The sequence below is a fragment of the Micromonospora sp. NPDC049900 genome, from assembly GCF_044461025.1.
In the GTDB taxonomy this organism is placed as follows: domain Bacteria; phylum Actinomycetota; class Actinomycetes; order Mycobacteriales; family Micromonosporaceae; genus Micromonospora.
Window position 1 is genome coordinate 144331 of the sequence record NZ_JBITKM010000004.1, and the last position, 25127, is coordinate 169457.

Below are 25127 nucleotides of genomic sequence, written 5' to 3' on the forward strand. Positions count from 1 at the left end.
TCAACTAGCACTGAAACTTCTTGATCAACAGGGATGGCGGCGGATTGCGGGTGGCAGGCCCCGGCCGGCGCGGCTCACGGCGGAGCAAGGCGTCGCGCCATGCCGCACCGTGAGGCATCTCCGCCGATCATGGGGTTGTGGTCGGTGATTTGGCATGTTTTGCGGCTTTTGTCTCCGCCACAACTCCATGATCGACGCGGCAAGGCAGGAGGCGCGCGCGGCAAGGCAGGGGGGGGGAGGCGCGCGGCGAAAGCACAGGAGGCGAGCGCGGCAGGGCACAGGAAGCGGCAACGGCGGCGAGGCGAGTGTGTGGCGCGGCGCGGGCGGGCGCAGCGGCGAGGCGGGCGGGCGCAGCGGCGAGCGGGTGCAGCGGCGAGCCGTGGCGGCGCGGGCACGCCAGGGCATGGCGGCGCGGGGACGCCAGGGCATGGCGGCGCGGGCACGCTAGGGCGGGGCGGCGCGGGAGGGCGGGGGTTGGGTCAGGTTGGGGGGCGCCACTGGGCGGCCACCGAGGCGGCGCTGCCGAGGAGGCGGGGGGTGATGGTGCCGAGGGCGGCGTCGCGGGCGCGTAGGGCCAGCCGGCCTCGGGTCTGCAGGACCGCCGACATGCGGCGGGTCTGGCGGACCACCGTCGCCGCGCGGGGGCGGCGGGTCCGGTCGTACGCGAGCACCGCGTCCGGCAGCGTGGACTCGCGCAACAGGGCGGCGAGCGTCACGGCGTCCTCGAAGGCGAGGCAGGCGCCCTGCCCGAGGTGCGGCGGCATGGCGTGGGCGGCGTCGCCCAGCAGCACCACCCCGCCCGGCCCGACCGGGAAGCCGTACGACTTGGGCAGCGGGCGCAGTTCGCGGATCTCCTGCTGCACCAGGTCGGCCGGGTCGGTGGCGGCCAGCAGCTCGTCGACCGGTGCGGGCCAGCCCGCGTACCAGCGGCGCAGCAGCGCCAACTGGGTCTCCGGCGACTCCGGACGGGGCGCCCCGGCGGCGGTCGCCATCCAGTAGATGCCGCCCCGGCTGGACGCGCCGGAGGAGCCGCGCTCGCCCAGCGAGGCGGCGGCGAAACGGTAGCCGGCGCCGAGGATCTCCCCGCCGACGGGCGCGCCGTCGGCCAGATTCGGTGCGCGGTACCAGGGGATCACCGCGCGCCAGGCGGCACAGCCGGAACTGATGACGTTCGCCTCCGGGGCGAGCTGGCGGCGGATCACGCTGTCCGCGCCGTCGGCCGCGACCACCAGGTCCGCCTCGAAGGTCTGCCGTCCGTCACCGACCGCCGGCCGGGCCCCCGGGGCTGCGCGTACGGTGCGTACCGTCACGCCGGTCCGCAGCTCGACCCGCTCACCCAGGCCCGCGATCAGTGTGTCGTGCAGGTCCTCCCGGTGCACCACGACCGGCAGGCGCTCGGCCGGGGTCTGCCGGGGCTGCACCAGCCAGTGCCCGTCCGGGCGGCGTACCCCGCCGTCGGGCAGCGGGGTGGCGATGGCCTCCAGGCCGGCACCGAGGTCCAGGGCCCGCAGCGCCCGTACGCCGTTGGGCCAGAGCACCACGGCGGTCGGCTCGGGACGGATCCGGTCGGCCCGTTCCAGCAGGGTGACCTGCCATCCCGAGCGGGCCAGCGCACCGGAGACCGCCAGGCCGCCGAGCCCGCCGCCGACCACCACCGCGCTGCGCATGGCCTCAGCTGTCGCGATCGGCCGGACGTGCCGACGCGCCCTCGGCGGCGGTCGGGGTGTCCTCGTCGTCATCGGTCGAGGTGCCGGTGCCCGGGGCGGGGTCGGCGGGGTTCGTCACCTCGTCGGGGGCCTCGCCGGTCTGCCGCCAGTGCGCGAACTGTTCCTCGCTGACCACCCGGTAGCCCTCCGGCACCGCCGGTTCGGTCCGGCCGGCACGCGTGGCTGACAGGTCGACCTGGGAGACGTCGGAGTCGGCCGGTGCCGTGGTGGCGACCGGCAGCCCCACCGGGATCAGGTACTCACGCGGCCCGCGCACCCGCAGGAAGTAGATCAACGCGCCGACGAAGACCAGGGCCGCCGTCCAGACGTTGAGGCGTACGCCGAGGATGGTGGTGGCGTCGTCGGTCCGCATCATCTCGATCCAGAACCGGCCGGCGGTGTACCCCATCACATAGAGGGCGAACGCCCGACCCCGGCCGAGGCGCAGCTTGCGGTCGAGGAAGAACACCAACGCGGCGACGCCGACGTTCCAGAGCGCCTCGTACGCGAAGGTCGGGTGATAGAGCCCCTCCTCCAGGATCGGTCGGCCCGCCTCGTCGCGCAGCGCCTGACCGCCGTCCATCCGGTGGATCTCCAGCCCCCAGGGCAGGTCCGTCCGGCCGCCGTAGAGCTCGTTGTTGAACCAGTTGCCCAGCCGGCCGATCGCCTGTGCCAGCGGCAGGCCCGGTGCCAGCGCGTCGGCGACCACCGCGAACGGGATGCCGAGCTGCCGGGCGGCGATGTAGGCACCGACCGCGCCACCGGCGACCGCACCCCAGATGCCCAGGCCGCCCTCGTGGATGAAGAAGACCTTGATCGGGTCGCCGCCGGTGCCGAAGTACGCCTGCGGGGAGGTGATGACGTGGTAGATCCGGGCGCCGATGATGCCGGCCGGCACCGCCCAGAGGGCGATGTCGAGCACCGCACCGGGGGCCACGCCACGCTGGCGCAACCGCCGCTCGGTGACCCAGCAGGCCACCACGATGCCGGCGATGATGCACAGCGCGTACGCCCGCAGCGGGATCGGGCCGAGATGCCATACGGCGTTGCTCGGGCTGGGCAGGGCGGCCAGGAACGTCGGCGAGGCGAGACTCACGGGTGCACACGCTACCGCTGCGGACCCCCGGAACGTCACCCCGGTCCGCCTCATGCGCCCGGGTTCCGTGGTCCGCTGGGCTATTTGTCCGCCGGATCGTCGCGCGCGCCGGGCCCCACCCGCAGATGGCGTACGGGTCGGGTCAGCGGGCCGGGTTGCGTACGCCCTCGGCCAGTTCCGCGCTGAGCGTCCGCAGCGCGGTCAGCCCGGCCTCCTGGTCGGGGGCGTCCAGCAGGCAACGGATCAGCGCGCTGCCGACGATCACCGCGTCGGCGTACCCGGCGACGGTGGCGGCCTGCTCCCCGGTGCCCACGCCCAACCCGACGCCGACCGGGATCTCGCTGATCTCCCGGACCCGCGACACCAGCACCGGCGCCGCCTCCGAGGTCTGTGCCCGGGCCCCGGTGACCCCCATGATCGCGGTGGCGTAGACGAAGCCACGACAGTGCTCCACGGTCATCGCCAGCCGGGCGTCGGTGGACGACGGGGCGACCAGGAACGTGCGGTCCAGCCCGTGCGCGTCCGAGGCGGCCAGCCACTCCTGGGCCTCGTCGGGGATCAGGTCGGGAGTGACCAGCCCGGTGCCGCCGGCCGCCGCGTAGTCCCGGGCGAAGGCGTCCACGCCGTACCGCTCGATCGGGTTCCAGTAGGTCATCGTCACCACCGGCGCACCGGTGGCCGCGACCTCCTCCACGATCCGCAGCGTGTCCCGGGTACGGACGCCACCGGCCAGCGCGATGTCGCTGGCCCGCTGGATCACCGGACCGTCCATCACCGGATCGGAGTACGGGATCTCCACCTCGATCACGTCGACGCCCGCCGAGACCATCGCCTTCATCGCGGCGATGCTGCCCTCGACCGTCGGGAAGCCGGCCGGCATGCAGCCGACCAACAGTGCCCGGCCGTCGGCCCGAGCCTTCTCGAACACCCCGCCGATCCGGCTCATGCCGCCGCTCCGCTTCGCTCCGCGCCGCCATGAGCAGCCCGGACCAGATGGTTCGCTCGCTGACGCTCGCTCATGACACCGCTCCGCTTCGCTCCGCGCCGCCATGAGACACCAGGGCACGGAACCGATGATTCGCTCGCTGACGCTCACTCATGACACCGCTCCGCTTCGCTCCGAACCCAGGATGCCGAAGTACTCGCCGGCGGTGTGCACGTCCTTGTCGCCGCGCCCGGAGAGGTTGACCACGATGGTGGGCTCCCGGCCCAGCTCGGCGGCGAGCTTCGGGGCCACGGCCAGGGTGCCGGCCAGCGCGTGCGCGCTCTCGATCGCCGGGATGATCCCCTCGGTACGGCAGAGCAGTTCGAACGCGGCCATCGCCTCGTCGTCGGTGACCGGCAGGTAGTGGGCCCGGCCGGTGTCGTGCAGCCAGGCGTGCTCCGGCCCGACGCCCGGGTAGTCCAGTCCGGCCGAGATCGAGTGCGACTCGACGGTCTGGCCGTCCTCGTCCTGCAACACGAAGGTCCGCGTGCCGTGCAGCACACCGGTGGAGCCGCCGGTGATGCTGGCCGCGTGCCGCCCGGTGGTCACCCCGTCGCCGCCGGCCTCGAAGCCGTAGAGCCGCACCTGCGGGTCACCGACGAAGGCGTGGAAGATGCCCAGCGCGTTGGAGCCGCCACCGACACAGGCGGTGACCGCGTCCGGCAGGCCGCCGGTGAGCTCCTGGCACTGGGCCCGCGCCTCGTCGCCGATGCCGCGCACGAAGTCGCGTACCAGGGCCGGGAACGGGTGCGGACCGGCGGCGGTCCCGATCAGGTAGTGCGTGTCGTCGACGTTGGCGACCCAGTCCCGCATCGCCTCGTTCATCGCGTCCTTGAGGGTGCGGGAGCCGTTCGTCACCGGCACCACCTCGGCGCCCAGCATCCGCATCCGGGCCACGTTGAGCGCCTGCCGCTCGGTGTCGACCTGCCCCATGTAGACCACACAGTCCAGGTCGAACAGGGCGGCGGCGGTGGCGGTGGCGACGCCGTGCTGACCGGCGCCGGTCTCGGCGATCACCCGCTTCTTGCCCATCCGTCGGGTCAGCAGCGCCTGACCGAGCACGTTGCGCACCTTGTGCGCGCCGGTGTGGTTGAGGTCCTCCCGCTTGAGCAGCACCCGGGCGCCGACCCGGGCGGAGAACCGGCGGGCCTCGTAGAGCAGCGACGGGGTGCCGGCGTAGTCGCGCAGCAGGGCGGCGAACTCTGCCCGGAACGACTCGTCGGCCATCGCCGCGCGGTGCGCCGCGTCCAGCTCGTCCAGCGCGGCGACCAGCGCCTCCGGCACGAACCGACCACCGAACCGGCCGAAATGTCCGGCCGCGTCCGGGAATGACGCCTGCTCGCTCACGCTGACACTCCGCTCCGCTGCGTGCCCCCGTGAGGCACCACCGCACCGATGACTCGCTCGACAGGCTCGCTCATGCCGACACTCCGCTCCGCTGCGCGCCGCCATCAGTCACCGCGTGGATGATTCGCTCGACAGGCTCGCTCATGTCGATTCCTCTCGCCGCGACGGCGTCAGCGCACCGGGCGGGGCGTGGCGGGGTGGTTGCCCGCGTTGACCAGTTCGGCCACCGCCTCCCGCGGGCTCTTCTGGGTCACCAGACCCTCACCGACCAGCACCGCGTCCGCCCCGGCCGAGGCGTAGCGGATCAGGTCGTGCGGACCACGGACACCCGACTCGGCGATCTTGACGACGTTGCTCGGCAGACCGGGCGCGATCCGCTCGAACACCGACCGGTCGACCTCCAGCGTACGCAGATCGCGGGCGTTGACGCCGATCACCTGCGCGCCGGCCTCCAGGGCCCGGTCGGCCTCCTCCTCGTCGTGCACCTCGACCAGCGCGGTCATGCCCAGCGACTCGATCCGCTCCAGCAGCCCGACCAGGACGTTCTGCTCCAGCGCGGCGACGATCAGCAGCACCAGGTCGGCACCGTGCGCGCGGGCCTCGTGCACCTGGTAGCTGGAGACCACGAAGTCCTTGCGCAGCACCGGGACGCTGACCGCGGCCCGGACGGCGGCGAGGTCCTCCAGCGAACCGCCGAACCAGCGCCCCTCGGTGAGCACGCTGATCGCCCGCGCGCCACCGGCCGCGTAGTCACCGGCCAGGTCCGCCGGGTCGGCGATGTCGGCGATCTTCCCCTTGGACGGCGAGGAGCGCTTCACCTCGGCGATGACCGCGACGCCGGGCCGGCGCAGCGCGGCGTACGCGTCCAGCGGCGGCGGGGCGGCGGCGGCGAGTTCGCGGATCCGCTCCATCGGGACCTGCTCCTGCCGCCGGGCCACGTCCTCGCGGACGCCGGCCAGGATCTCGTCGAGCACGCTGCCGGACGCTGCCGGGCCGGCCTCGTTCCCCTCCGCGTGCGGATGCTCAGCAGTCACCAACGGACTCCCCTCTCCGGGTGTCATGGGCCGATGCTAGGTGCCGCCACCTGGCACCGACCGGTGGGGGTATGGCGCGCCTCACGAAATGGGCTGCGGCATAATGACCGACCTGCGCGAACAGGGAGTGACGCTGCGTCACCCCCTTATCGACGCCCACCCATATCGACGGCAGCCCCGACCTTACCGGTCCACTCCCGTCGAGGCCGGTCGATGCTGTGAGCAAGGTCAAGGCCGAACGGCCCGTTGCCTGCTCAGACCGCCTGCCGCAGTGTTGATGTCGTGGTCATCACCGCGAAACGTGAACCGAGCAGCATCGGACTCGGGCACACTCGATGACGCGCCTACCCCATCGCCACGACGATCTCTCCCCGGGGTGATCATGAACTCTTCCGCGCCGCAGCAGACCATCGGACTCACCACCATCTCGCGTACCGTCGCATCGCTCGCCGTCGGTGTCGTCCACACGGTGGAACGCGCCGTGGTCGGCCCGACCCGGATCCGGACCGCCCGTGGCAACGCCTGGGAGGCCATCTGCGCCGACCGGGCCCGCGCCGACCAGCGGGCCGCGCTGGACCGGCTGGTCGCCGAACTCGCCGCCGGCCGCGCCCGGGACCACCAGCCGGTCGGCTGACCCGCCGGCCCGGTCGTACTCAGCGCTCGGTCGGGTCCTCGCCCCGGTCGAGCGCGTCCCACGCCTCGACGGTGCCGGCCCCCCGGATCGGGCCCGCCGCCGGTGCCGACGGCCGGGACCCACGCTCGTACCGGGCACCCATCGCCGGCCAGTGCCGCCCGCGTAGCGCCGTCAGCAGCCCACCGACCGCCGCCAGCAGCCCACCGAGCAGGGTGAGCGCCGGCCACTGCCGGGCCACCTGGTCGCCGAGGTCGGCGACCAGCCCGTACCCGCCGCCACCGGCCAGCATCAGGCCGAGCAGCGCCAGCAACCCGCCGAGGACCTGCCGCAGCCGGCCACGGGTGGCCAGCACCGCGCCACCACCGGCCAGCCCGACCAGGGCGAGCGCCGGCAACCAGGGCAACAGTTGCGTACCGGTCCGTCCCTCGTCCGCCAGCGGCGTCGGCACGCCCACCACGTCGGTGTCCACCGCCCAGGTGCGGGTCACCGCCCAGAGCGCCAGCCCCGCACCGGCCAGGCAGAGCAGCACGGCGTACGCCAACTCGCGCCGCCCCGACACGGACCGGACCTGCTCACTCACCGGGCCGGCCTGAGGGTTTCGGCGGCGGCGATCGCGGCGAGCACCGCGGCGGCCTTGTTCCTGGTCTCCTGGTCCTCGGCGGCCGGATCGGAGTCGGCCACCACCCCGGCACCGGCCTGCACGTACGCCCGCCCGGCCCGGATCAGCGCGGTGCGGATGGCGATGGCCATGTCGAGGTCGCCACCGAAGCCGAAGTAGCCGACGGTGCCGCCGTACAGGCCCCGGCGTACCGGTTCCAGCTCCTCGATGATCTCCATGGCGCGCACCTTCGGCGCGCCGGACAGCGTGCCCGCCGGGAACGTCGCGGCCAGCGCGTCGAAGGCGGTGCGGTCGGCGCGCAGCGTCCCGACCACGGTGGAGACGATGTGCATGACGTGGCTGTACCGCTCGATGGTGGCGAACTCCGGCACCTCGACGGTGCCCGGTCGGCAGACCCGGCCCAGGTCGTTGCGGCCCAGGTCGACGAGCATCACGTGCTCCGCGCGTTCCTTCGGGTCGGCGAGCAGTTCGGCGGCGAGCCGGGCGTCGGCCTCCGGGGTCGCGCCGCGCGGACGGGTGCCCGCGATCGGGTGCAGCAGCGCGCGCCGCTCGCCGTCGACCTCGGCGGTCACCTTCAGGTGTGCCTCCGGCGACGAGCCGACGATGTCGAAGTCGTCGAAGCGCAGCAGGTACATGTACGGGCTCGGGTTGGTGGTGCGCAGCACCCGGTAGACGTCCAGCGGGTCGGCGTCGGTGTCGCGTTCGAACCGCTGGGCGAGCACGATCTGGAAGCACTCGCCGGCCCGGATCGCCTCCTTGGCCGCCTCGACCGCCTTGGGGTAGCCGCCCTCGGGGGTACGGCTGCGCACCTCGTCGGCGCTGGGGCGGCGGACCGTGGAGACCATCGGCGGGATCGGCCGGGACAGCGCGGTGGTCATCGCGTCCAGCCGGCCCACCGCGTGGTGGTAGGCGGCGGCCACCTGCGCCTCGCGGCCCGGATCGTCGAGCGGGGGCAGGACCGCGTTGGCGACCAGGATGGCCGAGCCGTCGAAGTGGTCCAGCACTACCAGGTCGGTGGCGAGCATCATGCCCAGTTCGGGTACGCGCAGGTCGTCCTCGGTGAGCGAGGGCAGCCGTTCGAAGCGGCGGATCAGGTCGTAGCCGAGGTAGCCGACCATGCCGCCGGTCAGCGGGGGCACGGAATGGTCCTGCTCTCCGGGCGGACCGGCCAGCGCCGCCACCGTGGCCCGCAGCACCTCGACCGGGTCGCCGGTGGCAGGCAGCCCGGCGGGCGGCTCGCCGAGCCAGGCGGCCGAGCCGTCCCGCTCGACCAGGGTGGCGCTGCTGCGTACGCCGACGAAGGAGTAGCGGGACCAGGCCAGCCCCGACGTGCCGACGCCCTGCTCGGCGGACTCCAGCAGGAACGTCCCGGGTCCACCGGCGAGCTTGCGGTAGACCCCGACCGGCGTCTCCGCGTCGGCCAGCAGCCGTCGGGTGACCGGCACCACCCGCCAGCGGGCGGCCAGGTCGGTGAAGGTGGCCAGATCCGGGCTGACCGTGCCGTCGGTCACGGGCCCACCTCACGGGAAGTCACCGGGAGCTCGGTGGAGAAGCAGGTGCGCTGGCCGGTGTGGCAGGCCGCACCGACCTGCTCGACGCTGACCAGCACCGCGTCACCGTCGCAGTCCAGCGCCACGGACCGGACGTACTGGTGGTGGCCGGAGGTGGCGCCCTTGACCCAGTACTCGCGGCGGCTGCGCGACCAGTAGGTGGCCCGGCCGGTGGTCAGGGTGCGGTGCAGGGCCTCGTCGTCCATCCAGGCCACCATCAGCACCTCACCGCTGTCGTGCTGGCGGACCACGGCGGCGACCAGGCCGTCGGGGGTACGGCGCAGCCGCGCGGCGATCGCCGGGTCGAGTCGCGACGGCCGGTCCGGGCCGACCGGCGGCTCCGGCGGGGAGGGGTGGGCGCCGCTCGTCGGCGCGTCAGGTACGGGCACAGTGACCCATTGTCCCGCACGCGGCGCCGGCACCCCAGTGGGCTCCCGGCTGGCGGACGGCGCAGGGGCGACGGGCTGGCGCAACTGGGTGACGTACCGGTCCAGGCGTCCGTCGAGCAGGGCTTCGGCGAAGTCGTCACCGGCGGCCTCGGCCACCTCGGCGGCGTACGGGCGGATCAGCGGCAGGGTACCGGCGACCAGCCGGACCGCGGCGGCCCAGAGTTGCCCGATGGCCCCGGGCAGCAGGCCGAGACAGCGCAGCATGTCCTGCCGGTAGCCGGGCGGGGCCACCGGCAGGTCGAGCGCGGCGGCGAAGGCCGAGCGGCGGGACACCACCCGGACCGAGGGGTTGGCCAACCGCAGGACCGAGGGGCAGAGCCGGGCCAGGTCGGCGGCGGCCAGCCGGACGCCGAGCGGGTCGTCGGCGTCGCGGGCGGCGGCCACCTTGCCGAGGGTGGCGATCAACTCCTCCAGCCGAGGTTCGTCGGCCGGCTGGCAGAGCACGGTCAGGTCGATCCGGTCCCGCCAGTGCGGATCGGCCCAGAGCAGCCGCGTCGGAGCGGTCACCGGCAGCCCGAACGCCCAGTCGGCCGGTTCGCCCAGCCGCGTCACCCAGGAGTGGATGTCGCGGGCGGCGACCGAGACGTGGGTCAGCCGCCCGGAGTGCTCCGCGAGGTACGCCCGGCGGACGGCGTACGGTGCTCCGCCGACCAGTACGTCGACGTCGACGTCGCTGTGCGGGGTGGCGGCTCGACGGGCGTGGCTTCCGCGCAGCAGGATGCCGACCACGGGCCGGTCGGCGCTCGCCCGCAGCCGCGCGGCCCAGTCGTCGAAGAACCCACTGTCCGGTGACGGAGCGTGATCCACTGCGCCATCGTGCCGCAGGTCCGATCCGGGCGCAATGCCCGACACCGGACACACTGTCCGATACGAAGGCTAAAGCCCGTGCTATGGCGAAATCGGGGCCTGGCTCGTCCGGTGAAATTCAACTACCGTTGATTTCAACAGGTGATGAGTTCTGGAGGTGGGCGATGGCGGAGGCGATCGCCGTCCGGGACCTGGTCGTGGACCGGGGCGGACGGCGGGTACTGCACGGGATCGACGCCGGGGTGCCGCGCGGCGCGGTCACCGGGCTGCTCGGCCCGAGCGGCAGCGGCAAGACCACACTGCTGCGCGCGGTCGTCGGGGTGCAGGTGGTCACCGCCGGCACGGTGACCGTGCTGGGGCACCCGGCCGGCGCGTCGGAGCTGCGCCACCGGGTCGGCTACCTCACCCAGGCACCGAGCGTCTACGCGGATCTGACGGTGCGCGAGAACGCCCGATACTTCGCCGCGCTGCACGGCCGGGGCCGGGCCGAGGCGGACCGGGCGGTGGCCGACGTCGGGCTGGCACCGGCGGCGGGGCAGATGGTCGGCACCCTCTCCGGCGGGCAACGCAGCCGGGCGTCACTGGCCTGCGCGCTGGTCGGCGAGCCGGAGCTGATCGTGCTCGACGAACCCACCGTCGGCCAGGACCCGGTGCTGCGGGCCGAGCTCTGGGCCCGGTTCCACGCACTCGCGGCGGCCGGGACGACCCTGCTGGTCTCCAGCCACGTGATGGACGAGGCGGCCCGCTGCGACCGACTACTGCTGATCCGCGCGGGACGGCTGATCGCCGACGACACCCCGGCCGCGATCCGGGCCGCCGCCGGGGTCGACGACCTCGACGAGGCGTTCCTGCGGTTGATCCGGGCGGGCGGGGCCGGCGACACGACCGGCGGGGAGGCGCGATGAACCCGCGAATCCTGGCCGCCACCGTCGGCCGCATCCTGCGGCAACTGCGCCACGACCGGCGTACGGTGGCGCTGCTGGTGCTGGTGCCCACCGCGCTGCTCACCCTGGTCTACTACATGTACGCCGACCAGCCCACCCCGCCCGGCCAGCCGTCCACCTTCGACCGCATCGCGCTGGTGATGCTCGGCTTCTTCCCGTTCCTCATCATGTTCCTGGTGACCAGCATCGCCATGCTGCGCGAGCGGACCAGCGGCACGCTGGAACGGCTGCTCACCACCCCGCTGGCCCGCACCGACCTGCTCTTCGGCTACGGCATCGCGTTCGGGCTGGCCGGTGCGGTGCAGGCCACCATCGCCTCGGCCGTGGCGTACCGGGTCTTCGGTCTGCAGACCGCCGGCAGCAGCGCACTGGTGATCCTGATCGCGGCGCTGAACGCCGTGCTCGCCGTCGCGCTCGGGCTGCTGTGCAGTGCCTTCGCCCGCACCGAGTTCCAGGCCGTACAGTTCATGCCGGTCGTGGTCGCCCCACAACTGCTGCTCTGCGGGCTGTTCGTGCCGCGCGACGAGATGGCCGGCTGGTTGCAGGCGGTCAGCGACGTGCTCCCCCTGTCGTACGCCGTCGAGGCCCTTCAGGAGGTCGGCGCGCACGCCGAGCCGACCGCGACGATGTGGCGGGACGTGGCGGTGGTCGCCGGTGCGGCGGTGCTGGCGCTGGTGCTCGCCTCGGCCACGCTGCGGCGGCGCAGCGGCTGACGGGGCACCGAGCGGGAAGAGAGGGCGATGGCACGGCGCAGCGGACGGCGACCCGGCAATCCGGCGACCCGGGACGCGATCCTGACCGCGGCCCGCGCCACCTTCGCGGAGCGGGGCTTCGACGCCGCCACCATCCGGGCCATCGCCGCCGCCGCCGAGGTCGACCCGGCGCTGGTGCACCACTACTTCGGCAGCAAGGAGCAGTTGTTCCTGGCCGCCGTGCAGGCGCCGGTCGACCCTCGGGAACTGCTGCCGGCGGTGCTCGCGGGCGACCGCGACGGGGTCGGGGAACGACTGGTCCGCACGTTCGTCGCGGTGTGGGACTCACCGGCCGGCGTCGCCGGGGTGGCCCTGCTGCGGTCGGCGGTCGGCAACGAGTGGACCGCCCGGCTGGTCCGGGAGTTCCTGACGACCCAGGTGCTGCGCCGGATCCTCGACCACCTCGACGTCGACCCGGCCCAGCTTCCGTTGCGCGGCGGGCTGGTGGCGACCCAGTTGATCGGGCTCGCCGTCATGCGGCACGTGGTCCGGCTGGAGCCGATCGCCTCCGCCGAACCGGAGACCCTGGTCGCCACCGTCGGGCCGACCGTGCAGCGCTACCTCACCGGCGAACTGGTCGACTGAGCCGCACTCAGGCGCCGGCCGCCGGATGCAGCATCTCGTCGAACAGCCGGGGAATCTCGTCGTGTCCGGCCACCGGACGCGTGAAGGCGAGCCGGGTCCGGTGCCGGGCACCCGCGTGTCCGAACGAGACCAGCATCCCGTACCGGTCGATCCGCTCCACCCGGGGCGTCACGTCGACGCCGGTGCGCCCCAGTCGGCGGCACAGGTAGGCGCTCAGCCGGTCGGCGTACCGGTCGGCCAGGTCGGCCAGCAGCACCGCCTCGACCGGGTGCAGCGGGTCCGGCTCCGCCTCCGCGTACGCCGCCGGGTCGATCCGGCGCACTGTGCCGGCGCGGTCCCACTGGGCCTGCTCCACCTCGAAGCGGCACAGCCGGAACCGGGTGCCGACGTCGAGCAGGTCCCCGGTGGGATCCGCCTCGGCGAAGTCCAGCGCGGCGGCGCGTTCCTCGGGGCCGGTCAACTGGCGTACCCAGCCGGAGACCAGCGCGCGGCCCAGCGACGGCGCGCCCGCGGCGGGCGGCAGGTCCAGCACGTCCAGCGCCACCGCGAGCGGGCGGTCCGGACCGGTGGCGCGCAGGGCGGCGGTGAGGTCACTGACCACCGGGACCAGCAGCAGTACCCGGCCGTCGCGGTCGGTGACGTGACGGACGTGGTGCAGACCGGGCCGGCAGGCCACGTGGACGAGACCGGCCAACCGGCCCGCGACGAGGGTACGGACGATCTCGGCAGGACTCGGCCGCATGGCACGACCTCCTTCTAAGGTTAGGCTTACCTAACCCGAAGACTAGGGCATCGTGCCGCCGACGTCCACCGGATCCGGGCACGGCGTCGCCGCGCCACGTCCGCGCCGCTCACCGCGTCTGCTCCAACCAGGAGGCGTAGAGCAGGCCGTAGATCGAGTCCGGGTCCTGGACCAACTCCTCGTGCGGCCCGCGCTGCACGATCCGCCCCCGGTCCACCACGATCACCTCGTCGGCGCCCTGCGCGGTGGAGAGCCGGTGCGCGATCGCCAGCGTGGTCCGCCCCCGGGTCACCGCGTCCAGGGTCCGTTGCAGGCGTACCTCGGTGGCCGGGTCGACCGCGCTGGTCGCCTCGTCCAGCACCAGCAGATCCGGGTCGGCCACGTACGCCCGGGCCAGCGCCACCAACTGCCGCTCCCCGACGCTCAACGCCTCGCCGCGCTCACCCACCCCGGTGGCCAACCCGGCCGGCAGCCCGTCCAGCCAGTCGGCCAGCCCCAGGTCACTGAAGGCCGTGGTGAGCTGCTCGTCGGTCAACTCGGGACGACCGAACCGCACGTTGTCCGCCACCGAGGCGTCGAACAGGAAACCGTCCTGCGGCACCATCACCACCCGGGACCGCAGCGAGTCGAAGCGGACGTCGGTCAACGGCACCCCGGACAGCAGCACCGCCCCCGCCGTCGGGTCCATCAACCGGGTCAGCAGCTTGGCGAAGGTCGTCTTGCCGCTGCCCGTCTCGCCCACCACCGCGACCCGACTCTTCGCCGGGATGTCCAGGCTCACGTCGTGCAGCACGGTCGGCCCGTCCGGATAGGCGAACCGCACCTGCGCGAACCGGATGTCCAGCGGACCACCGGGCAGCTCCCGCCCCTGCGGGCCCGGGTCGGCCACGTCCGGCGCGACGTCCAGCACGTCCAGCACCCGCCGCCACCCGGCGATCGCGTTCTGCGCCTCGTTGAGCACCTCGGTGGCGATCTGCACCGGTTGGATGAACAGCGTCACCAGGAACAGGAACGCGGTGATCGCACCGATGCTCAACGTCTGGTCGGCGCCGAGGTACACGCCGAGCACCACCACACCGGCCAGCGCCACCCCGGCCGCCAACTCCCCCACCGAACTGCCGAGGATGCTGATCCGGATGGCCTTGCGCTGCGCCTGCTGCTGACTGTCGATCGCCGCGTCCAACCGCCGCGACGTCCGGCCGGCGATGCCGTACGCCCGGATCACCGGCGCGCCGACCACGCTCTCGCCGACCGCCGCCAGCAACGTGCCGGTCCGCTGCCGCACCACCCCGTACGCGGCGGCGAGGCGACGCTGGATCAACCGGATCACCAGCACTGCCGGCACGAACGCCGCGAAGACCACGAGCGTCAGTTGCCACGAGTACGCCAGCATCACCGCCGTCGTCACCGCCAGCTGCCCCAGGTTCACCAGCAGGATCACCCCGCCCCACTGGAGGAACTGGGTGATCTGGTCGACGTCGCTGGTGACCCGGGAGACCAGCGAACCCCGCCGCTCGGACTGCTGGTGCAGCATCGACAGGTCGTGCACGTGCCGGAACGCCCGCACCCGGACCCCGGCCAGCGCCGTCTCGCTGACCGTGAACAGCCGCCGCATCATCAGATAGCCGGAGGCGGTGGTCACCACCAGCACGGCGGCGGTGACCGCCACGACGACGAACAAGGCGTGCAGGTCGAGCCCACCGACGATGCCCCGGTCGATGCCCTGCTGCACCGCCACCGGCACTGCCACCCGGCCGACCATGTAGACCAGCGCCAGGGCGAGGGTGCCGCCCAGTCCCACCCGCAACTCCGGCGACAGCGCCAACCCCCGGCGCAGCGTCCGCCAGGTCGACTCCGCCGGCTCCGGCACCTCCGTCGTCACACTCGCGCTCACCGGTGCCGTCCTTCGTTCGCGACTGCGGGACTCCGCTCCGCTGCGTTCCTCGCGCTCACCGGTCCACCTCCAGGCCGGAGGTCAGCGGGGTGACCTCGTCGTACGTCGGTTGCCGTTCCTGGTCGACCTCGGCCTGCTCGTACGCGGTGACCAGGTTGGCGTAGCCGGTCACGGTGTCCAGCAGCGTGGCGTGTGTGCCGCGGGCGACCACCCGCCCCTGCTCCAGATAGATGACCTCGTCGGCGAGGGCGATGGTGGCCCGGCGGTAGGCCACCACCAGGATCGACGCACCGGAGCCGCCCGCCTCGGGCGAGCGCAGCCCGGCCAGGATGGCGGCCTCCACACGCGGGTCGACCGCGCTGGTGGCGTCGTCGAGCACCAGCAGCCGGGGGCGCCCGGCCAGCGCCCGGGCCAACGTGAGTCGCTGCCGCTGCCCGCCGGAGAGCGAGGTGCCCCGCTCGCCGACCATGGTGTCCAACCCGTGCGGTAGCGCGGCGACGAACCCGTCGGCCTCGGCCAGGCGCAACGCCGCCCAGACGGCCTCGTCGTCGATACCCGGCCGGTCCAGGGAGACGTTGGCCCGGACGGTGTCGTCGAAGACGAACGGCACCTGCGCCACCAGTGCCACGGTGCCGGCCAACGAGTCGGCGGTCAGCTCGCGCACGTCCACGCCGTCGAGGCCGACCGTCCCGGCGCGGGGGTCGACCAGCCGCACCGCCAGCGACGCCACGGTGGACTTGCCGGCACCGGTCGGCCCGACCAGCGCCACCGTCTTGCCGGCCGGCACGGTGAAGGTGACCTCGCCGAGCACCTCGGCGCCGGGCAGGTGCGCCTCGGCCGGCTCGTAGGCGAAGGCGACGTCGGTGAAGGAGAGCGTGGCGGGCGCCTCGGCGTCCGGGTCGAGCCGGGTGCTGCCGTACGGCATCTCGCCGGTGGCGTCGAGCACCCGGCGGACCCGGTCCCACCCGGCGACGCTGCGCGGCAGTTCGGCCAGGACCCAGCCGATGGCCCGCACCGGGAAGGCCAGCACGGTGAAGAGGAACGCGACGCTGACCAGCTCGGCGACCGAGATCGCGCCCTGCTGCAACCGGTACGCGCCGACCACCAGCACGGCGAGCGTGCCGAGGCTGGGCAGGGTCTCCAGCATCGGGTCGAAGATGCCGCGCAGCCGCCCGACCGAGATCAGGGCGTCGCGCAACTGACCGGCGCGGGCCGCGAACCGGTCGGTCTCCTGCGCCTCCCGACCCATCGTCTTGACCACCAGCGCGCCGTCGAAGCTCTCGTGCGCGATGCCACTGACCTCGGCACGCAGCCGCTGCGCACGGGCCTGGCGCGGGGCCATCCGGCGGGAGTAGGCCACGTTGAGCGCGAACAGCGCCGGGAACACGGCCAACCCGACCAGGGCCAACGCCCAGTCGGTGACGAACAGCGACGCCACCGCCCCGACCAGCATCACCAGCGTGCCGACCGCGAACGGCAGCGGCGCGATCGGGTGCCAGGCGGCCTCCACGTCGGAGTTGGCGTTGGACAGCAGGGTGCCGGTGGCGTTGCGGTGGTGCCAGGACAGCGGCAGTTCCAGATAGCGGCGGGTGACCCGACGTCGGTAGTCGGCCTGGAGGCGGTACTGCATGTATCCCGCGCCGAGCCGTCGGCCGAAGATGCCGACCACCCGCAGCACGCTGATCCCGAGCAGCGCGGCGGCGGCCAGGGCCAGTGCGCTCACACCGACCGCCCCGCGTTCGATGGCCGGGACGACCACGTCGCCCACCACCGCGCCGACCACGAACGCGCTGCCCACCACCATCACGCCGAACAGCACACTGCCGCTGACCGCGACCGCGAAGATCCTCGGTTGCTCACGGATGGCCCGCCACAGGACGGCCAGCCCGCGACCGAGCACCTCCCGACTAGTCCCGCTCGCCACGTATCTCCCCCGCCGTAAGCCACCACGATCCTCCCTCATCCTTACCGCAGCGCGCCGGTCCCGCCGACCCGCCGGGATATGTCCGACGTCACCCCGCGAGTCGCCGCCGACCGGGCGGACCGGGCCCGCTGCGCCTACGATCACCACATGCCGCGCTACGCCCGGTCGGAGCGCGAGGCGCTCACCGACCTGATGTCGACCCTGGGTCCGGACGCCCCGACGCTCAACGAGGGCTGGACCATCCGTGACCTGGCCGCGCACCTCGTGGTGCGGGAGCGGCGGCCGGACGCCGCCGCCGGCATCCTGATCGGTCCGCTGCGCGACCGCGCCGAGCGGGTCCGGCTCGAGATCGCCGCCCAGGACTGGGCCGACCTGCTCGGCCAGGTACGCCGGCCACCGGTGTGGAGTCCGGTGAGCAACCCGCTCACCGACGAGCCGGCCAACCTGATGGAGTTCTTCATCCACCACGAGGACGTCCGGCGGGCCCAGCCCGAATGGCAGCCTCGCGTGTTGCCGACCGGCCTGGACCAGGCGTTGTGGCGGCGGGTCTCCACCCTGGCCCGGATGACGCTGCGTCGCTTCCCGGCCCGGGTGACCGTCCGGGCGCCCGGGCACGGCGAGGTGACCGCCGGACGCGGCGAGGAGGCGCTGGGGTTGATCGGCGCGCCGAGCGAGCTGGTGCTGTTCCTGAGTGGCCGGCAGCGGGCGGCGCGGGTGCAGGTCGAGGGCGGTTCCGAGTCGGCGGAGCGGCTCCGCGACGCCAACCTGGGCTTCTAACCGTCTGTGCGGAACCGGTCACGGCGATATCCGAAACGTTATTCGTCCGATCGCCCGGCCCTGCGCACTGCTCCCGTACGCTGTCCGCGCTGCCTCGTGGGGGGGCGGCGTGACAGGGAGCCCGATGCGAAGCTTTGCGGTCTCGGCCCTGCGGGAGCCACCGTTCTCCGGCGACCGGCATCACGACACCGAGCAGGTTGCCCGGGAGAGTACGGACTGGGCGCAACACCTGGGTCTGATCAGTAACGGGCAACGCCTGCGCCGGGCGGACGCAGCCGGGCTGGCCGGCCGGGCCTGCCCGGAGGCGTCGCTGGACGGGCTGCGCCTGCTGGCCGACCTGATCTCCTGGCTGTTCGTCATGGACGACGCCTGCGACGAGGACGGCCTGGGCAGCGACCCGACCCGACTGGCGCCGACGGTGGCCGCGCTGCTCGACGTGCTGGACCGCCAGGGCACGCCGACGGAGGCGGCGGTCGACACGGCCGGGCCCCTGGGGCTCGCGCTGGCCGACCTGTGCCAGCGGGTGCGGGCCCGCCGACGACCGGCGGTGCTGCTGCACTTCACCGCCGCCATGCGGGGCTACCTGCTGGCGCTGCTGTGGGAGGCGGCGAACCGCGAGCACGGGCGGGTGCCGCCGGTCGACGAGTACGTCCAGATGCGCCGACACACCGGCGGCGTCTATCCCAGCATCACGCTCACCGATCTGGCCCTGGACGGCTTCCCGCCGGTCGACCAGCGGGCCGATCCCGACTGGGCCGAGTTGGACCTGCTCGCCGCCGACCTGGTCTGCTGGTGCAACGACGTCTTCTCCTACGGCAAGGAGCACCGGGACGGCCCGGACGCGCACAACCTGGTCACGGTGCTGACCGGGGAGACCGGCGACGAGACGGCGGCGCTGCGGGCCGCCGCGGAGCGGTTCAACGACGGCCTGAGCGCGTACCTGACCGCCGAGAACGGGTTGCTGGCCAGCCACGGCGAGGTGGTCCGTCCGGCGCTGAAGGCCCGCCGCAACTGGATCCGGGCCACCTACGACTGGTCCCGAGCCGCCGAGCGGTACGCGTAGCACGACACCGGCATCGGCCGGTACGGGGGCCGTGGATGATCGTCAGGGCTAGCCGATGCCCGGGCGCAGGCAATACTCTTCGGTAACGAACACCGACGTGACGACCGTCACGCCTCCACCCCCGAAGGCGGCTACAGCGATGGCTCTCGATGTACCGTACCGTTCCATTCCTGACATGTTCCTCAAGCGTGTGGCGGCCACCCCCGACCGCCACGCTTTCGCCCACCCCGGTCCGGACAACACGCCGGTCTGGCTGACCTGGACGCAGGTCGCCACGCGGGCGAAGGCGGTCGCCGCCGGTCTGCACGGCCTGGGCGTCGGCCAGGAGGACCCGGTGGCGATCCTGGCGAACACCCGGCTCGACTGGGTGATCGCCGACTTCGGCATCATGTGCGCCAGCGGCGCGACGACCACGGTCTACCCGACGACCGAACCGCAGGACGCCACCTACATCCTCGCCGACTCCGCCTCCAAGGTGCTGTTCGCCGAGGACCCGACCCAGGCCGCCAAGATCGTCGGCGCGGACCTGCCCGCACTGACCCACGTGGTCCTCTTCGACGGCGAGCCCGACCCGGCGGCGGCAGTGCCCCAACTGACCCTCGCCCAACTGGAGGAGCAGGGCGCCCAGCGGCTCGCCGAGGACCCGGAGCTGGTCGACCGCATCGTGGCCGGCATCGGTCCGGAGCACCTGGCGACCCTGATCTACACCTCCGGCACCACCGGCCGCCCGAAGGGCGTCGAGCTGCTGCACGGCGGCTGGTGCTGGGAGGGGGTGGCCCAGGAGGCGGTGGGCCTGCTGCGCGAGGACGACCTCCAGTACCTCTGGCTGCCGCTGTCGCACTCGTTCGGCAAGACGCTGCTCTGCGGCACCACCCACGTCGGCATGCCGACGTACGTGGACGGGCGGGTCGACAAGCTCGTCGAGCTGCTCTCGGTGGTCCGCCCGACGCTGATGTGCGGCGCGCCCCGGGTCTTCGAGAAGGTCTACAACAAGTCGGTGACCACCGCGCAGGACGCCGGCGGCGCGAAGGCGAAGATCTTCGCCTGGGCGGTCGGGGTCGGCAAGGAGAAGGTCGCCCTCGACCAGGCCGGCAAGCCGGTGCCGGGTGGGTTGAAGCTCAAGTACGCGGTGGCCGAGAAGTTGGTCTTCAGCAAGCTCCAGGCCCGCCTCGGCGGGCGGATCCGGGTGCTGGTGTCCGGTGCCGCGCCGCTCAGCCCGGAGATCGCCACCTTCTTCGCCGCGGCGAACCTGCCGATCTCCGAGGGCTACGGGCTGACCGAGAGCAGCGCCGGCAACTTCGTCAACCCGCCGGGGCAACTCCGGATCGGCACCGTCGGCAAGGCCATGGGCGACCTGGAGTGCCGCATCGACGACGACGGCGAGATCCTGATCAAGGGACGGCCGGTCATGCGCGGCTACCACAACCTGCCGGAGGAAACCGCCGCCGTCTTCACCGAGGACGGATTCTTCCGGACCGGTGACATCGGCAGCCTCGGCGCCGACGGCTACCTGCGCATCACGGACCGGAAGAAGGACCTGGTCAAGACGTCCGGCGGCAAGTACATCGCGCCGTCGCACATCGAGGGCATGTTCAAGGCCACCTGCCCGTACACCTCGCAGGCGGTGGTCGTCGCGCAGGCCCGCAACTTCTGCACCCTGCTGGTCACGCTGGATCCGGACGCGATCGCCGGCTGGGCCGCGGGCACTCCCCTGGAGGGCCGCCCGTACGGCGAGATCGTCTCCTCGCCGGAGGCGCAGGCCATGGTGGAGCAGTACGTGGCCGAGCTGAACACCAAGCTCAACCGCTGGGAGACCATCAAGAAGGTCACCATCCTGCCGCGCGACCTGACCATCGAGGACGGCGAGATCACGCCGTCACTCAAGATCAAGCGGCGTGGGGTGGAGAGCAACTTCTCCGCCGAGATCGACAAGATGTACGCGGGCACGGTCGCCGAGATCTGACCGCCCTCGCCTACCGGCCGCCCGTCGTCGGCCCCGTGCCCAGCAGTGGGCGCGGGGCCGACGCGTACCCGCTCACAGGTGGCGCCCCCGCCAGGTGGTCTGTTCGGCCTCGGTGGCGAGTTGCTCGGCCATCGCCACCTCCCGGACCTGGTGGCGCAGCGTCGCGTCGGTCAGCGTCTGCACCACCGCCACCGCCAGCACGACCACGGTGAGCAGCGTCAGGGCGACCAGTTCCGGCACCTGGGCGGCGACCGGGACCAGCAGCACCAACAGACACACGCCGCCGACGGTCGGCCACCGGATCGTGTGCAGCACCCACCAGCCCAGCGCCACCAACGTCACCAGATAGACCGCCACCCCGCCGTGCAGCACCAGCAGGTCCCCGCCGGGCAGCAGGCTCCCGGCCGGGGTGGCCGGCTCGGCGGCACCGCTGAGCACCCGTTTGAGCCCGAGCGCGAACAGGATCGGGCCGGCGACCAGCGGCAGGTGCAGGTAGGTGTAGGCGTCGCGGGCCAAGGCCGACCGCGCTCGCGGGTCCCGGGTGCGGTGCAGCACCTGTTCCAGCGCCAGCGCCAGCGTGTCGAAGTACGCCCACCAGAGCGCGGCGACCACCGCCACCGCGAGCATCGCCGAGATGATCACCAGCCAGGTCAGCGGCAGCTCGACGACGAAGCCCGCGCCGAGCCCCAGCGCGATGATCGTCTCGCCGAGCGCCACCAGCACGATCAGGGCGTGCCGCTCGGCCCAGTGCCCGGCCGAGAGCAGCGTCCAGTTGCTGCTGCCCAGGGCCACTGCCGCTCCGTACTCGACGACGATCGCCGCGATCCAGAGCAGCAGCCGCAGCCCGACCTCGCCCGGCTCGTCGGCGAGCCGCTGCGGCAGCAGCGCGGCGGCCAGCACCAGCGTGCCGACCACCGCCGCCCGTCCCGTCGCGGCCAGGAAACGGCGACGCAGCTCGGGGTCGCCCCGGGCCAGCCAGCCCAGGATGCCCACCTGGACGGCCCGGACCAGGAAGTAGCAGATCGCGAAGACCAGCGGCCCGGACAGCCCACCGGCCTCACTGCGGAACGCCTGCGGCATGGCGAGCGCGAAGACCAGCGCCCCGCCCATGGTGGCGAACGCGAGGAAGGGCAGCACCCCCTGGTCGGTACGGACCAGGTTGCCGATCACCGCGAAGCCGGTCCAGGCCCACCACAGCAGCACCAGCACGACCACGCACTGGAGCAGGCCGCGCGGCGTGAAGTTGTCGGCGGTGAGCGTGGTGACCTGGATGAAGGCGAAGACGAAGACCAGGTCGTAGAAGAGTTCCAGGCGGGTGGCGCGGGACCCGGGTGCCCCCGGCCGCACCCCGCGCGACCACCGCACACCTCTCAGTCCGTCCACCTCGGCAGTCTGCCCGCCACCGACCGACGGGCGAGGTCGATCAGCCGGATCGGCACCGGCGGGACCCCGGTCAGGCGATGACGCTCGGTTCCCGCCACCGGGGCAGCCCGGTGCGGTCCAGGTCGTACCGGACCGCGGCGATCCGGCCCACCGCCTCGACCAGATCCGCGGCGGGCAGGGTGAAGGGCAGCCGCAGGAAGCGTTCCAACGTGCCGTCCAGGCCGAACCGGGGACCCGGCGCCAGGCGTACGCCGACCTCCTCGGTCGCCCGGGCCAGCGCGCTGGAGATCGGGCCGTCCAGCTCGGCCCAGAGCGTCACACCGCCGCGCGGCACGGTGACCCGCCACTCCGGCAGTCGGTCGGCCAGCGCGGCGAGCAACGCGTCCCGTTGCGCCGCGAGTTGCGTACGCCGGGCGGCGACGATGCCCGGCGCGGCGGCCAGCAGGTGCACGGCGACGAGTTGGTCCAGCACCGGACTGGACATGTCGACGCCGACCCGGGCCGCGGCCAGCCGCTGCACCTGCGGCGCGGACGCCCTGATCCAGCCGATCCGCAGGCCGCCCCAGAAGGGCTTGCTCATGCCCCCGATGCTGACCACCCGGGAGTGCCGGTCGAAACTCGCGGTCGGCGGCGGCAGGGCGGTGCCGTCCAGCGGGAGGTCCACGAAGGACTCGTCGATCACCAGGTCGGTGCCGACGGCGTGGGCGGTGGTCACCAACCGCTCACGCAGCTCCGCCGCCATCAGGTGCCCGGTCGGGTTCTGGAAGTCCGGGATCAGGTAGGCGACCCGGGGGCGTACCTGTCGGAGTGAGCCGAGCATCAGGTCGGCGTCCCAGCCGGTGGCGTCGGCGGCCAGGCCGTGCGTGGTGATCCGGGCCCGCCGGGCGGCCAGCGCGGCCAGCGCGTTGGGGTAGCTCGGCGACTCGACCAGCACACCGCCGCCCGGTGCCAGGGCCAGTCGGAGAACCAGGTCCAGGGCGTGCTGGGTGCCGTTGGTGACCATGATCTGATCGGGCGAGGTGGGCAGTCCCCGGTCGGTGTAGCCCTGGGCCACCGCCTCCCGAAGCTCGATGATGCCGGTCGGGTGATAGCCGGCGCCGCCGAGATAGCGGGGCAGATCCTCGGTGGCGGCCCGGGCCGCCGGCAGCAGCTCCGGTGGGGCGGCCAGCGCCGCCACGCCCAGGTCGATCATGTCCCGGTCGTCCAGCGGGATCCACAGCCCGTTGGGCGCCACCCGGTGCGTACCGGGCAGCCGGGTCCAGCTCCCCGCACCCCGGCGGCTGGACAGGTGCCCGCTGTCGCGCAGTTCGCGGTAGGCGGCGGTGACGGTGGTCCGGCTGATCCGCAGCGCCTCGGCCAGGTCCCGTTCCGCCGGCAGGCGTACGCCCAACGGCAGTCGACCGTCGGCGAGCAGGCCGCGTACCGCGCCGGCCAGCGCGGCGTAGTCGGGACTGCGTCGTCGCCCGGGCAGGGCATGCCACTGGCCGAGCAGTCGGGCCAATTGCACCCCACGGACCTGACTCGCCATGGCCACTCCCCGAAAATTGGCTCTATGCGCGCCCAGATTGGCCCCTAGAGTGGCACGCGTGACCCTGATTGGCAACCTCCGCCACCGGCCGGTCCGACGACTGACCCAACTGCACGTCGGCCTCCTCCTCTACGGCTTCAGCATGGCGCTGATGATCCGTTCCGAGCTGGGCCTGAACCCCTGGGACGTGTTCCACCAGGGGCTGTCCCGCCTGACCGGGATGACCATGGGCACCACGGTCATCCTGGTGGGCGCCCTGGTGCTACTGGCCTGGATCCCGCTACGGCAACGCCCCGGCATCGGCACCGTGGCCAACGTGGTGGTGATCGGCCTGGCCGTCGACGCGACGCTGGCCGTGCTGCCCACCGGCGGGCCGCTACCGCTGCGGATCGCACTGCTGGTGGCCGGCATCGTCGGCAACGGCGTCGCCACCGCCCTCTACCTCGGCGCCCGGCTCGGCCCCGGGCCCCGCGACGGGCTGATGACCGGCCTCGTCGCCCGCCGTCCCGGCTGGTCGCTGCGCCTGGTCCGCACCGCCATCGAGATCGGCGTGCTGGGCGTCGGCTGGCTGCTCGGTGGGACGGTCGGCCTCGGCACCGTCGCGTACGCGCTGACCATCGGCCCGCTCGCCCAGTTCTTCCTACCGGTCCTCGACACCCCCGAGCCGGGTCCCGCCCCGGTGGAGACCGCGCCCGCCACCTGACGGCGCCGCCACGCCACCCCACGCACCGGCGGCACCGGCGGCACCGGCGACCGACACACCACATCGACCCTCGGCTATCGGACAGTGACGCAGAGTCGCAGTAGGTCGGGTGGTGTTTCCTTCCCGCCGGGCTGACGGCAGAATCTCCACATGGGGGAGAACGCCTGGCGTCGGACCGATGCGTGGATCTTCGTCTCGCTGGTGATCGCCAGCGGCGCGGGGAGGCACCGGCGTTCCCCGACAACACGCAGGCCCGAGGGCGTACGCCTGGCCGACGTGATCTCCACCGCCGACCACCTCGACCGGACACTGCCCGAACGACACGACATCGAGGGTGCGATCCGTCGACTGCTCGGCGCCGGCCTCGTGGACGTCTCCGACGGCTGGTTCCGGCTCACCGCCGACGGCGAACGGCTCTGGCGGACCCGACCCAGCGCCGGGCTGGCCACCACCGTCGACACCGTGCAGGGCGTGCTCAGCCGACGACACCCGCCCGGCAACGCCGAATGGCACCTCGACGAAGCCGAGCACGCCGCAGCCGTACAGGAATATCTGGTTCGCTCGATCCCGATGCCCCGCCGCTCGCCCGAGGGCCACTCCGGCCGGGGCTGACCGCCGGGTTCGACGGCCCGCGCCGCGCGG

At 73.2% G+C, this 25127-nt stretch carries 22 protein-coding genes and 1 pseudogene; 9 read left to right on the top strand and 14 right to left on the bottom strand.

Translation table 11 applies throughout. The features are described 5' to 3' along the window. Positions 1–479: 479 nt before the first annotated feature. The 5 genes from ACIBMZ_RS12315 to trpC form a co-directional block, all read right to left on the bottom strand. The gene (locus ACIBMZ_RS12315) at positions 480–1667 is read right to left on the bottom strand and encodes an FAD-dependent oxidoreductase (protein ID WP_396692966.1); all 1188 of its coding nucleotides are present in this window, start codon (positions 1665–1667) and stop codon (positions 480–482) included. Between the two features lie 4 nt (positions 1668–1671). Continuing rightward, a complete protein-coding gene (lgt, locus tag ACIBMZ_RS12320; protein WP_396692968.1) occupies positions 1672–2802 on the bottom strand; it encodes a prolipoprotein diacylglyceryl transferase in 1131 nt (376 codons plus the stop codon). Between the two features lie 142 nt (positions 2803–2944). After that, positions 2945–3748: a tryptophan synthase subunit alpha gene (gene trpA / locus ACIBMZ_RS12325; RefSeq protein ID WP_396692970.1), complete on the bottom strand. Its 804-nt coding sequence runs from the start codon at positions 3746–3748 to the stop codon at positions 2945–2947. 150 nt (positions 3749–3898) lie between these two features. Continuing rightward, complete coding sequence (gene trpB, locus ACIBMZ_RS12330; RefSeq protein WP_396692972.1) at positions 3899–5134, bottom strand: tryptophan synthase subunit beta; 1236 nt, start codon at positions 5132–5134, stop codon at positions 3899–3901. A gap of 170 nt (positions 5135–5304) precedes the next feature. After that, complete coding sequence (gene trpC, locus ACIBMZ_RS12335) at positions 5305–6108, bottom strand: indole-3-glycerol phosphate synthase TrpC (RefSeq protein ID WP_396693506.1); 804 nt, start codon at positions 6106–6108, stop codon at positions 5305–5307. 442 nt (positions 6109–6550) lie between these two features. Between trpC and ACIBMZ_RS12340 the strand changes: the two genes are divergently transcribed. Further along, positions 6551–6802, top strand: a complete 252-nt coding sequence (locus tag ACIBMZ_RS12340; protein WP_396692974.1) for a hypothetical protein — start codon at positions 6551–6553, stop codon at positions 6800–6802. A 19-nt stretch (positions 6803–6821) separates the two neighbouring features. Here ACIBMZ_RS12340 and ACIBMZ_RS12345 read toward each other — a convergent pair whose 3' ends face one another. The 4 genes and pseudogenes from ACIBMZ_RS12345 to ACIBMZ_RS12360 all read right to left on the bottom strand — a co-directional run. Then, positions 6822–7382 carry a Trp biosynthesis-associated membrane protein gene (locus tag ACIBMZ_RS12345; protein ID WP_396692976.1) on the bottom strand — a complete coding sequence of 187 codons (561 nt, stop codon included), beginning with the start codon at positions 7380–7382 and terminating at the stop codon, positions 6822–6824. Beyond that, positions 7379–8932, bottom strand: a complete 1554-nt coding sequence (locus ACIBMZ_RS12350) for an anthranilate synthase component I (RefSeq protein WP_396692978.1) — start codon at positions 8930–8932, stop codon at positions 7379–7381. Before ACIBMZ_RS12350 ends, ACIBMZ_RS12345 begins: the two co-directional genes overlap by 4 nt. Continuing rightward, positions 8929–9360 carry a phosphoribosyl-AMP cyclohydrolase gene (gene hisI, locus ACIBMZ_RS12355; protein WP_396693508.1) on the bottom strand — a complete coding sequence of 144 codons (432 nt, stop codon included), beginning with the start codon at positions 9358–9360 and terminating at the stop codon, positions 8929–8931. Before hisI ends, ACIBMZ_RS12350 begins: the two co-directional genes overlap by 4 nt. Positions 9361–9540: 180 nt before the next feature. Then, positions 9541–10281 (bottom strand): annotated as a pseudogene (locus tag ACIBMZ_RS12360) (phosphoribosyl-AMP cyclohydrolase); the annotation flags it as partial. 110 nt (positions 10282–10391) lie between these two features. On the opposite strand from ACIBMZ_RS12360, the gene ACIBMZ_RS12365 reads away from it, so the two are divergent. The 3 genes from ACIBMZ_RS12365 to ACIBMZ_RS12375 are packed head-to-tail and all read left to right on the top strand — an operon-like array spanning position 10392 to position 12508. Continuing rightward, on the top strand, positions 10392–11132 hold the full coding sequence (locus ACIBMZ_RS12365) for an ABC transporter ATP-binding protein (RefSeq protein ID WP_396692980.1): 741 nt from the start codon (positions 10392–10394) through the stop codon (positions 11130–11132). Beyond that, positions 11129–11884 carry an ABC transporter permease gene (locus tag ACIBMZ_RS12370; RefSeq protein WP_396692982.1) on the top strand — a complete coding sequence of 252 codons (756 nt, stop codon included), beginning with the start codon at positions 11129–11131 and terminating at the stop codon, positions 11882–11884. The genes ACIBMZ_RS12365 and ACIBMZ_RS12370 overlap by 4 nt, the downstream gene beginning before the upstream one ends. A gap of 27 nt (positions 11885–11911) precedes the next feature. Beyond that, complete coding sequence (locus tag ACIBMZ_RS12375; RefSeq protein WP_396692984.1) at positions 11912–12508, top strand: TetR family transcriptional regulator; 597 nt, start codon at positions 11912–11914, stop codon at positions 12506–12508. 7 nt (positions 12509–12515) lie between these two features. Here ACIBMZ_RS12375 and ACIBMZ_RS12380 read toward each other — a convergent pair whose 3' ends face one another. The 3 genes from ACIBMZ_RS12380 to ACIBMZ_RS12390 form a co-directional block, all read right to left on the bottom strand. After that, positions 12516–13250 (bottom strand): DUF2470 domain-containing protein, encoded by a 735-nt coding sequence (locus ACIBMZ_RS12380; protein WP_396692986.1) that lies wholly within the window; start codon positions 13248–13250, stop codon positions 12516–12518. Between the two features lie 109 nt (positions 13251–13359). Continuing rightward, entirely contained in the window at positions 13360–15144 is a 1785-nt protein-coding gene (locus tag ACIBMZ_RS12385; RefSeq protein ID WP_396692987.1) for an ABC transporter ATP-binding protein, read from the bottom strand. Between the two features lie 55 nt (positions 15145–15199). Then, a complete protein-coding gene (locus ACIBMZ_RS12390; RefSeq protein ID WP_396692989.1) occupies positions 15200–17068 on the bottom strand; it encodes an ABC transporter ATP-binding protein in 1869 nt (622 codons plus the stop codon). Between the two features lie 147 nt (positions 17069–17215). On the opposite strand from ACIBMZ_RS12390, the gene ACIBMZ_RS12395 reads away from it, so the two are divergent. From ACIBMZ_RS12395 to ACIBMZ_RS12405, 3 genes are all read left to right on the top strand, one after another. Beyond that, positions 17216–17845 carry a TIGR03085 family metal-binding protein gene (locus tag ACIBMZ_RS12395; RefSeq protein WP_396692991.1) on the top strand — a complete coding sequence of 210 codons (630 nt, stop codon included), beginning with the start codon at positions 17216–17218 and terminating at the stop codon, positions 17843–17845. 124 nt (positions 17846–17969) lie between these two features. Next, complete coding sequence (locus tag ACIBMZ_RS12400; RefSeq protein WP_396692993.1) at positions 17970–18908, top strand: terpene synthase; 939 nt, start codon at positions 17970–17972, stop codon at positions 18906–18908. Positions 18909–19047: 139 nt separating this feature from the next. Beyond that, positions 19048–20871 carry an AMP-dependent synthetase/ligase gene (locus ACIBMZ_RS12405; protein ID WP_396692995.1) on the top strand — a complete coding sequence of 608 codons (1824 nt, stop codon included), beginning with the start codon at positions 19048–19050 and terminating at the stop codon, positions 20869–20871. Positions 20872–20943: 72 nt separating this feature from the next. Here the strand turns inward: ACIBMZ_RS12405 and ACIBMZ_RS12410 are convergent, their stop codons facing one another. Together ACIBMZ_RS12410 and ACIBMZ_RS12415 are read right to left on the bottom strand one after the other, a co-directional pair. Beyond that, positions 20944–22254 carry a low temperature requirement protein A gene (locus ACIBMZ_RS12410; protein WP_396692996.1) on the bottom strand — a complete coding sequence of 437 codons (1311 nt, stop codon included), beginning with the start codon at positions 22252–22254 and terminating at the stop codon, positions 20944–20946. A 70-nt stretch (positions 22255–22324) separates the two neighbouring features. Further along, complete coding sequence (locus ACIBMZ_RS12415; RefSeq protein ID WP_396692998.1) at positions 22325–23782, bottom strand: PLP-dependent aminotransferase family protein; 1458 nt, start codon at positions 23780–23782, stop codon at positions 22325–22327. 58 nt (positions 23783–23840) lie between these two features. On the opposite strand from ACIBMZ_RS12415, the gene ACIBMZ_RS12420 reads away from it, so the two are divergent. Then, on the top strand, positions 23841–24485 hold the full coding sequence (locus ACIBMZ_RS12420) for a YitT family protein (protein ID WP_396693000.1): 645 nt from the start codon (positions 23841–23843) through the stop codon (positions 24483–24485). Positions 24486–24635: 150 nt separating this feature from the next. Continuing rightward, positions 24636–25097 (top strand): hypothetical protein, encoded by a 462-nt coding sequence (locus ACIBMZ_RS12425; RefSeq protein WP_396693002.1) that lies wholly within the window; start codon positions 24636–24638, stop codon positions 25095–25097. The last annotated feature ends 30 nt before the right edge of the window (positions 25098–25127 follow it).

Bases quoted from the DNA above. Each gene is read 5' to 3' on its own strand.
- ACIBMZ_RS12395 (WP_396692991.1), top strand. From the start codon at position 17,216: ATGCCGCGCTACGCCCGGTCGGAGCGCGAGGCGCTCACCGACCTGATG.
- ACIBMZ_RS12370 (WP_396692982.1), top strand. From the start codon at position 11,129: ATGAACCCGCGAATCCTGGCCGCCACCGTCGGCCGCATCCTGCGGCAA.
- ACIBMZ_RS12375 (WP_396692984.1), top strand. From the start codon at position 11,912: ATGGCACGGCGCAGCGGACGGCGACCCGGCAATCCGGCGACCCGGGAC.
- ACIBMZ_RS12400 (WP_396692993.1), top strand. From the start codon at position 17,970: ATGCGAAGCTTTGCGGTCTCGGCCCTGCGGGAGCCACCGTTCTCCGGC.
- ACIBMZ_RS12380 (WP_396692986.1), bottom strand. From the start codon at position 13,250: ATGCGGCCGAGTCCTGCCGAGATCGTCCGTACCCTCGTCGCGGGCCGG.
- trpA (WP_396692970.1), bottom strand. From the start codon at position 3,748: ATGAGCCGGATCGGCGGGGTGTTCGAGAAGGCTCGGGCCGACGGCCGG.
- ACIBMZ_RS12315 (WP_396692966.1), bottom strand. From the start codon at position 1,667: ATGCGCAGCGCGGTGGTGGTCGGCGGCGGGCTCGGCGGCCTGGCGGTC.
- ACIBMZ_RS12425 (WP_396693002.1), top strand. From the start codon at position 24,636: ATGGGGGAGAACGCCTGGCGTCGGACCGATGCGTGGATCTTCGTCTCG.
- ACIBMZ_RS12405 (WP_396692995.1), top strand. From the start codon at position 19,048: ATGGCTCTCGATGTACCGTACCGTTCCATTCCTGACATGTTCCTCAAG.
- ACIBMZ_RS12365 (WP_396692980.1), top strand. From the start codon at position 10,392: ATGGCGGAGGCGATCGCCGTCCGGGACCTGGTCGTGGACCGGGGCGGA.
- ACIBMZ_RS12340 (WP_396692974.1), top strand. From the start codon at position 6,551: ATGAACTCTTCCGCGCCGCAGCAGACCATCGGACTCACCACCATCTCG.
- ACIBMZ_RS12415 (WP_396692998.1), bottom strand. From the start codon at position 23,782: ATGGCGAGTCAGGTCCGTGGGGTGCAATTGGCCCGACTGCTCGGCCAG.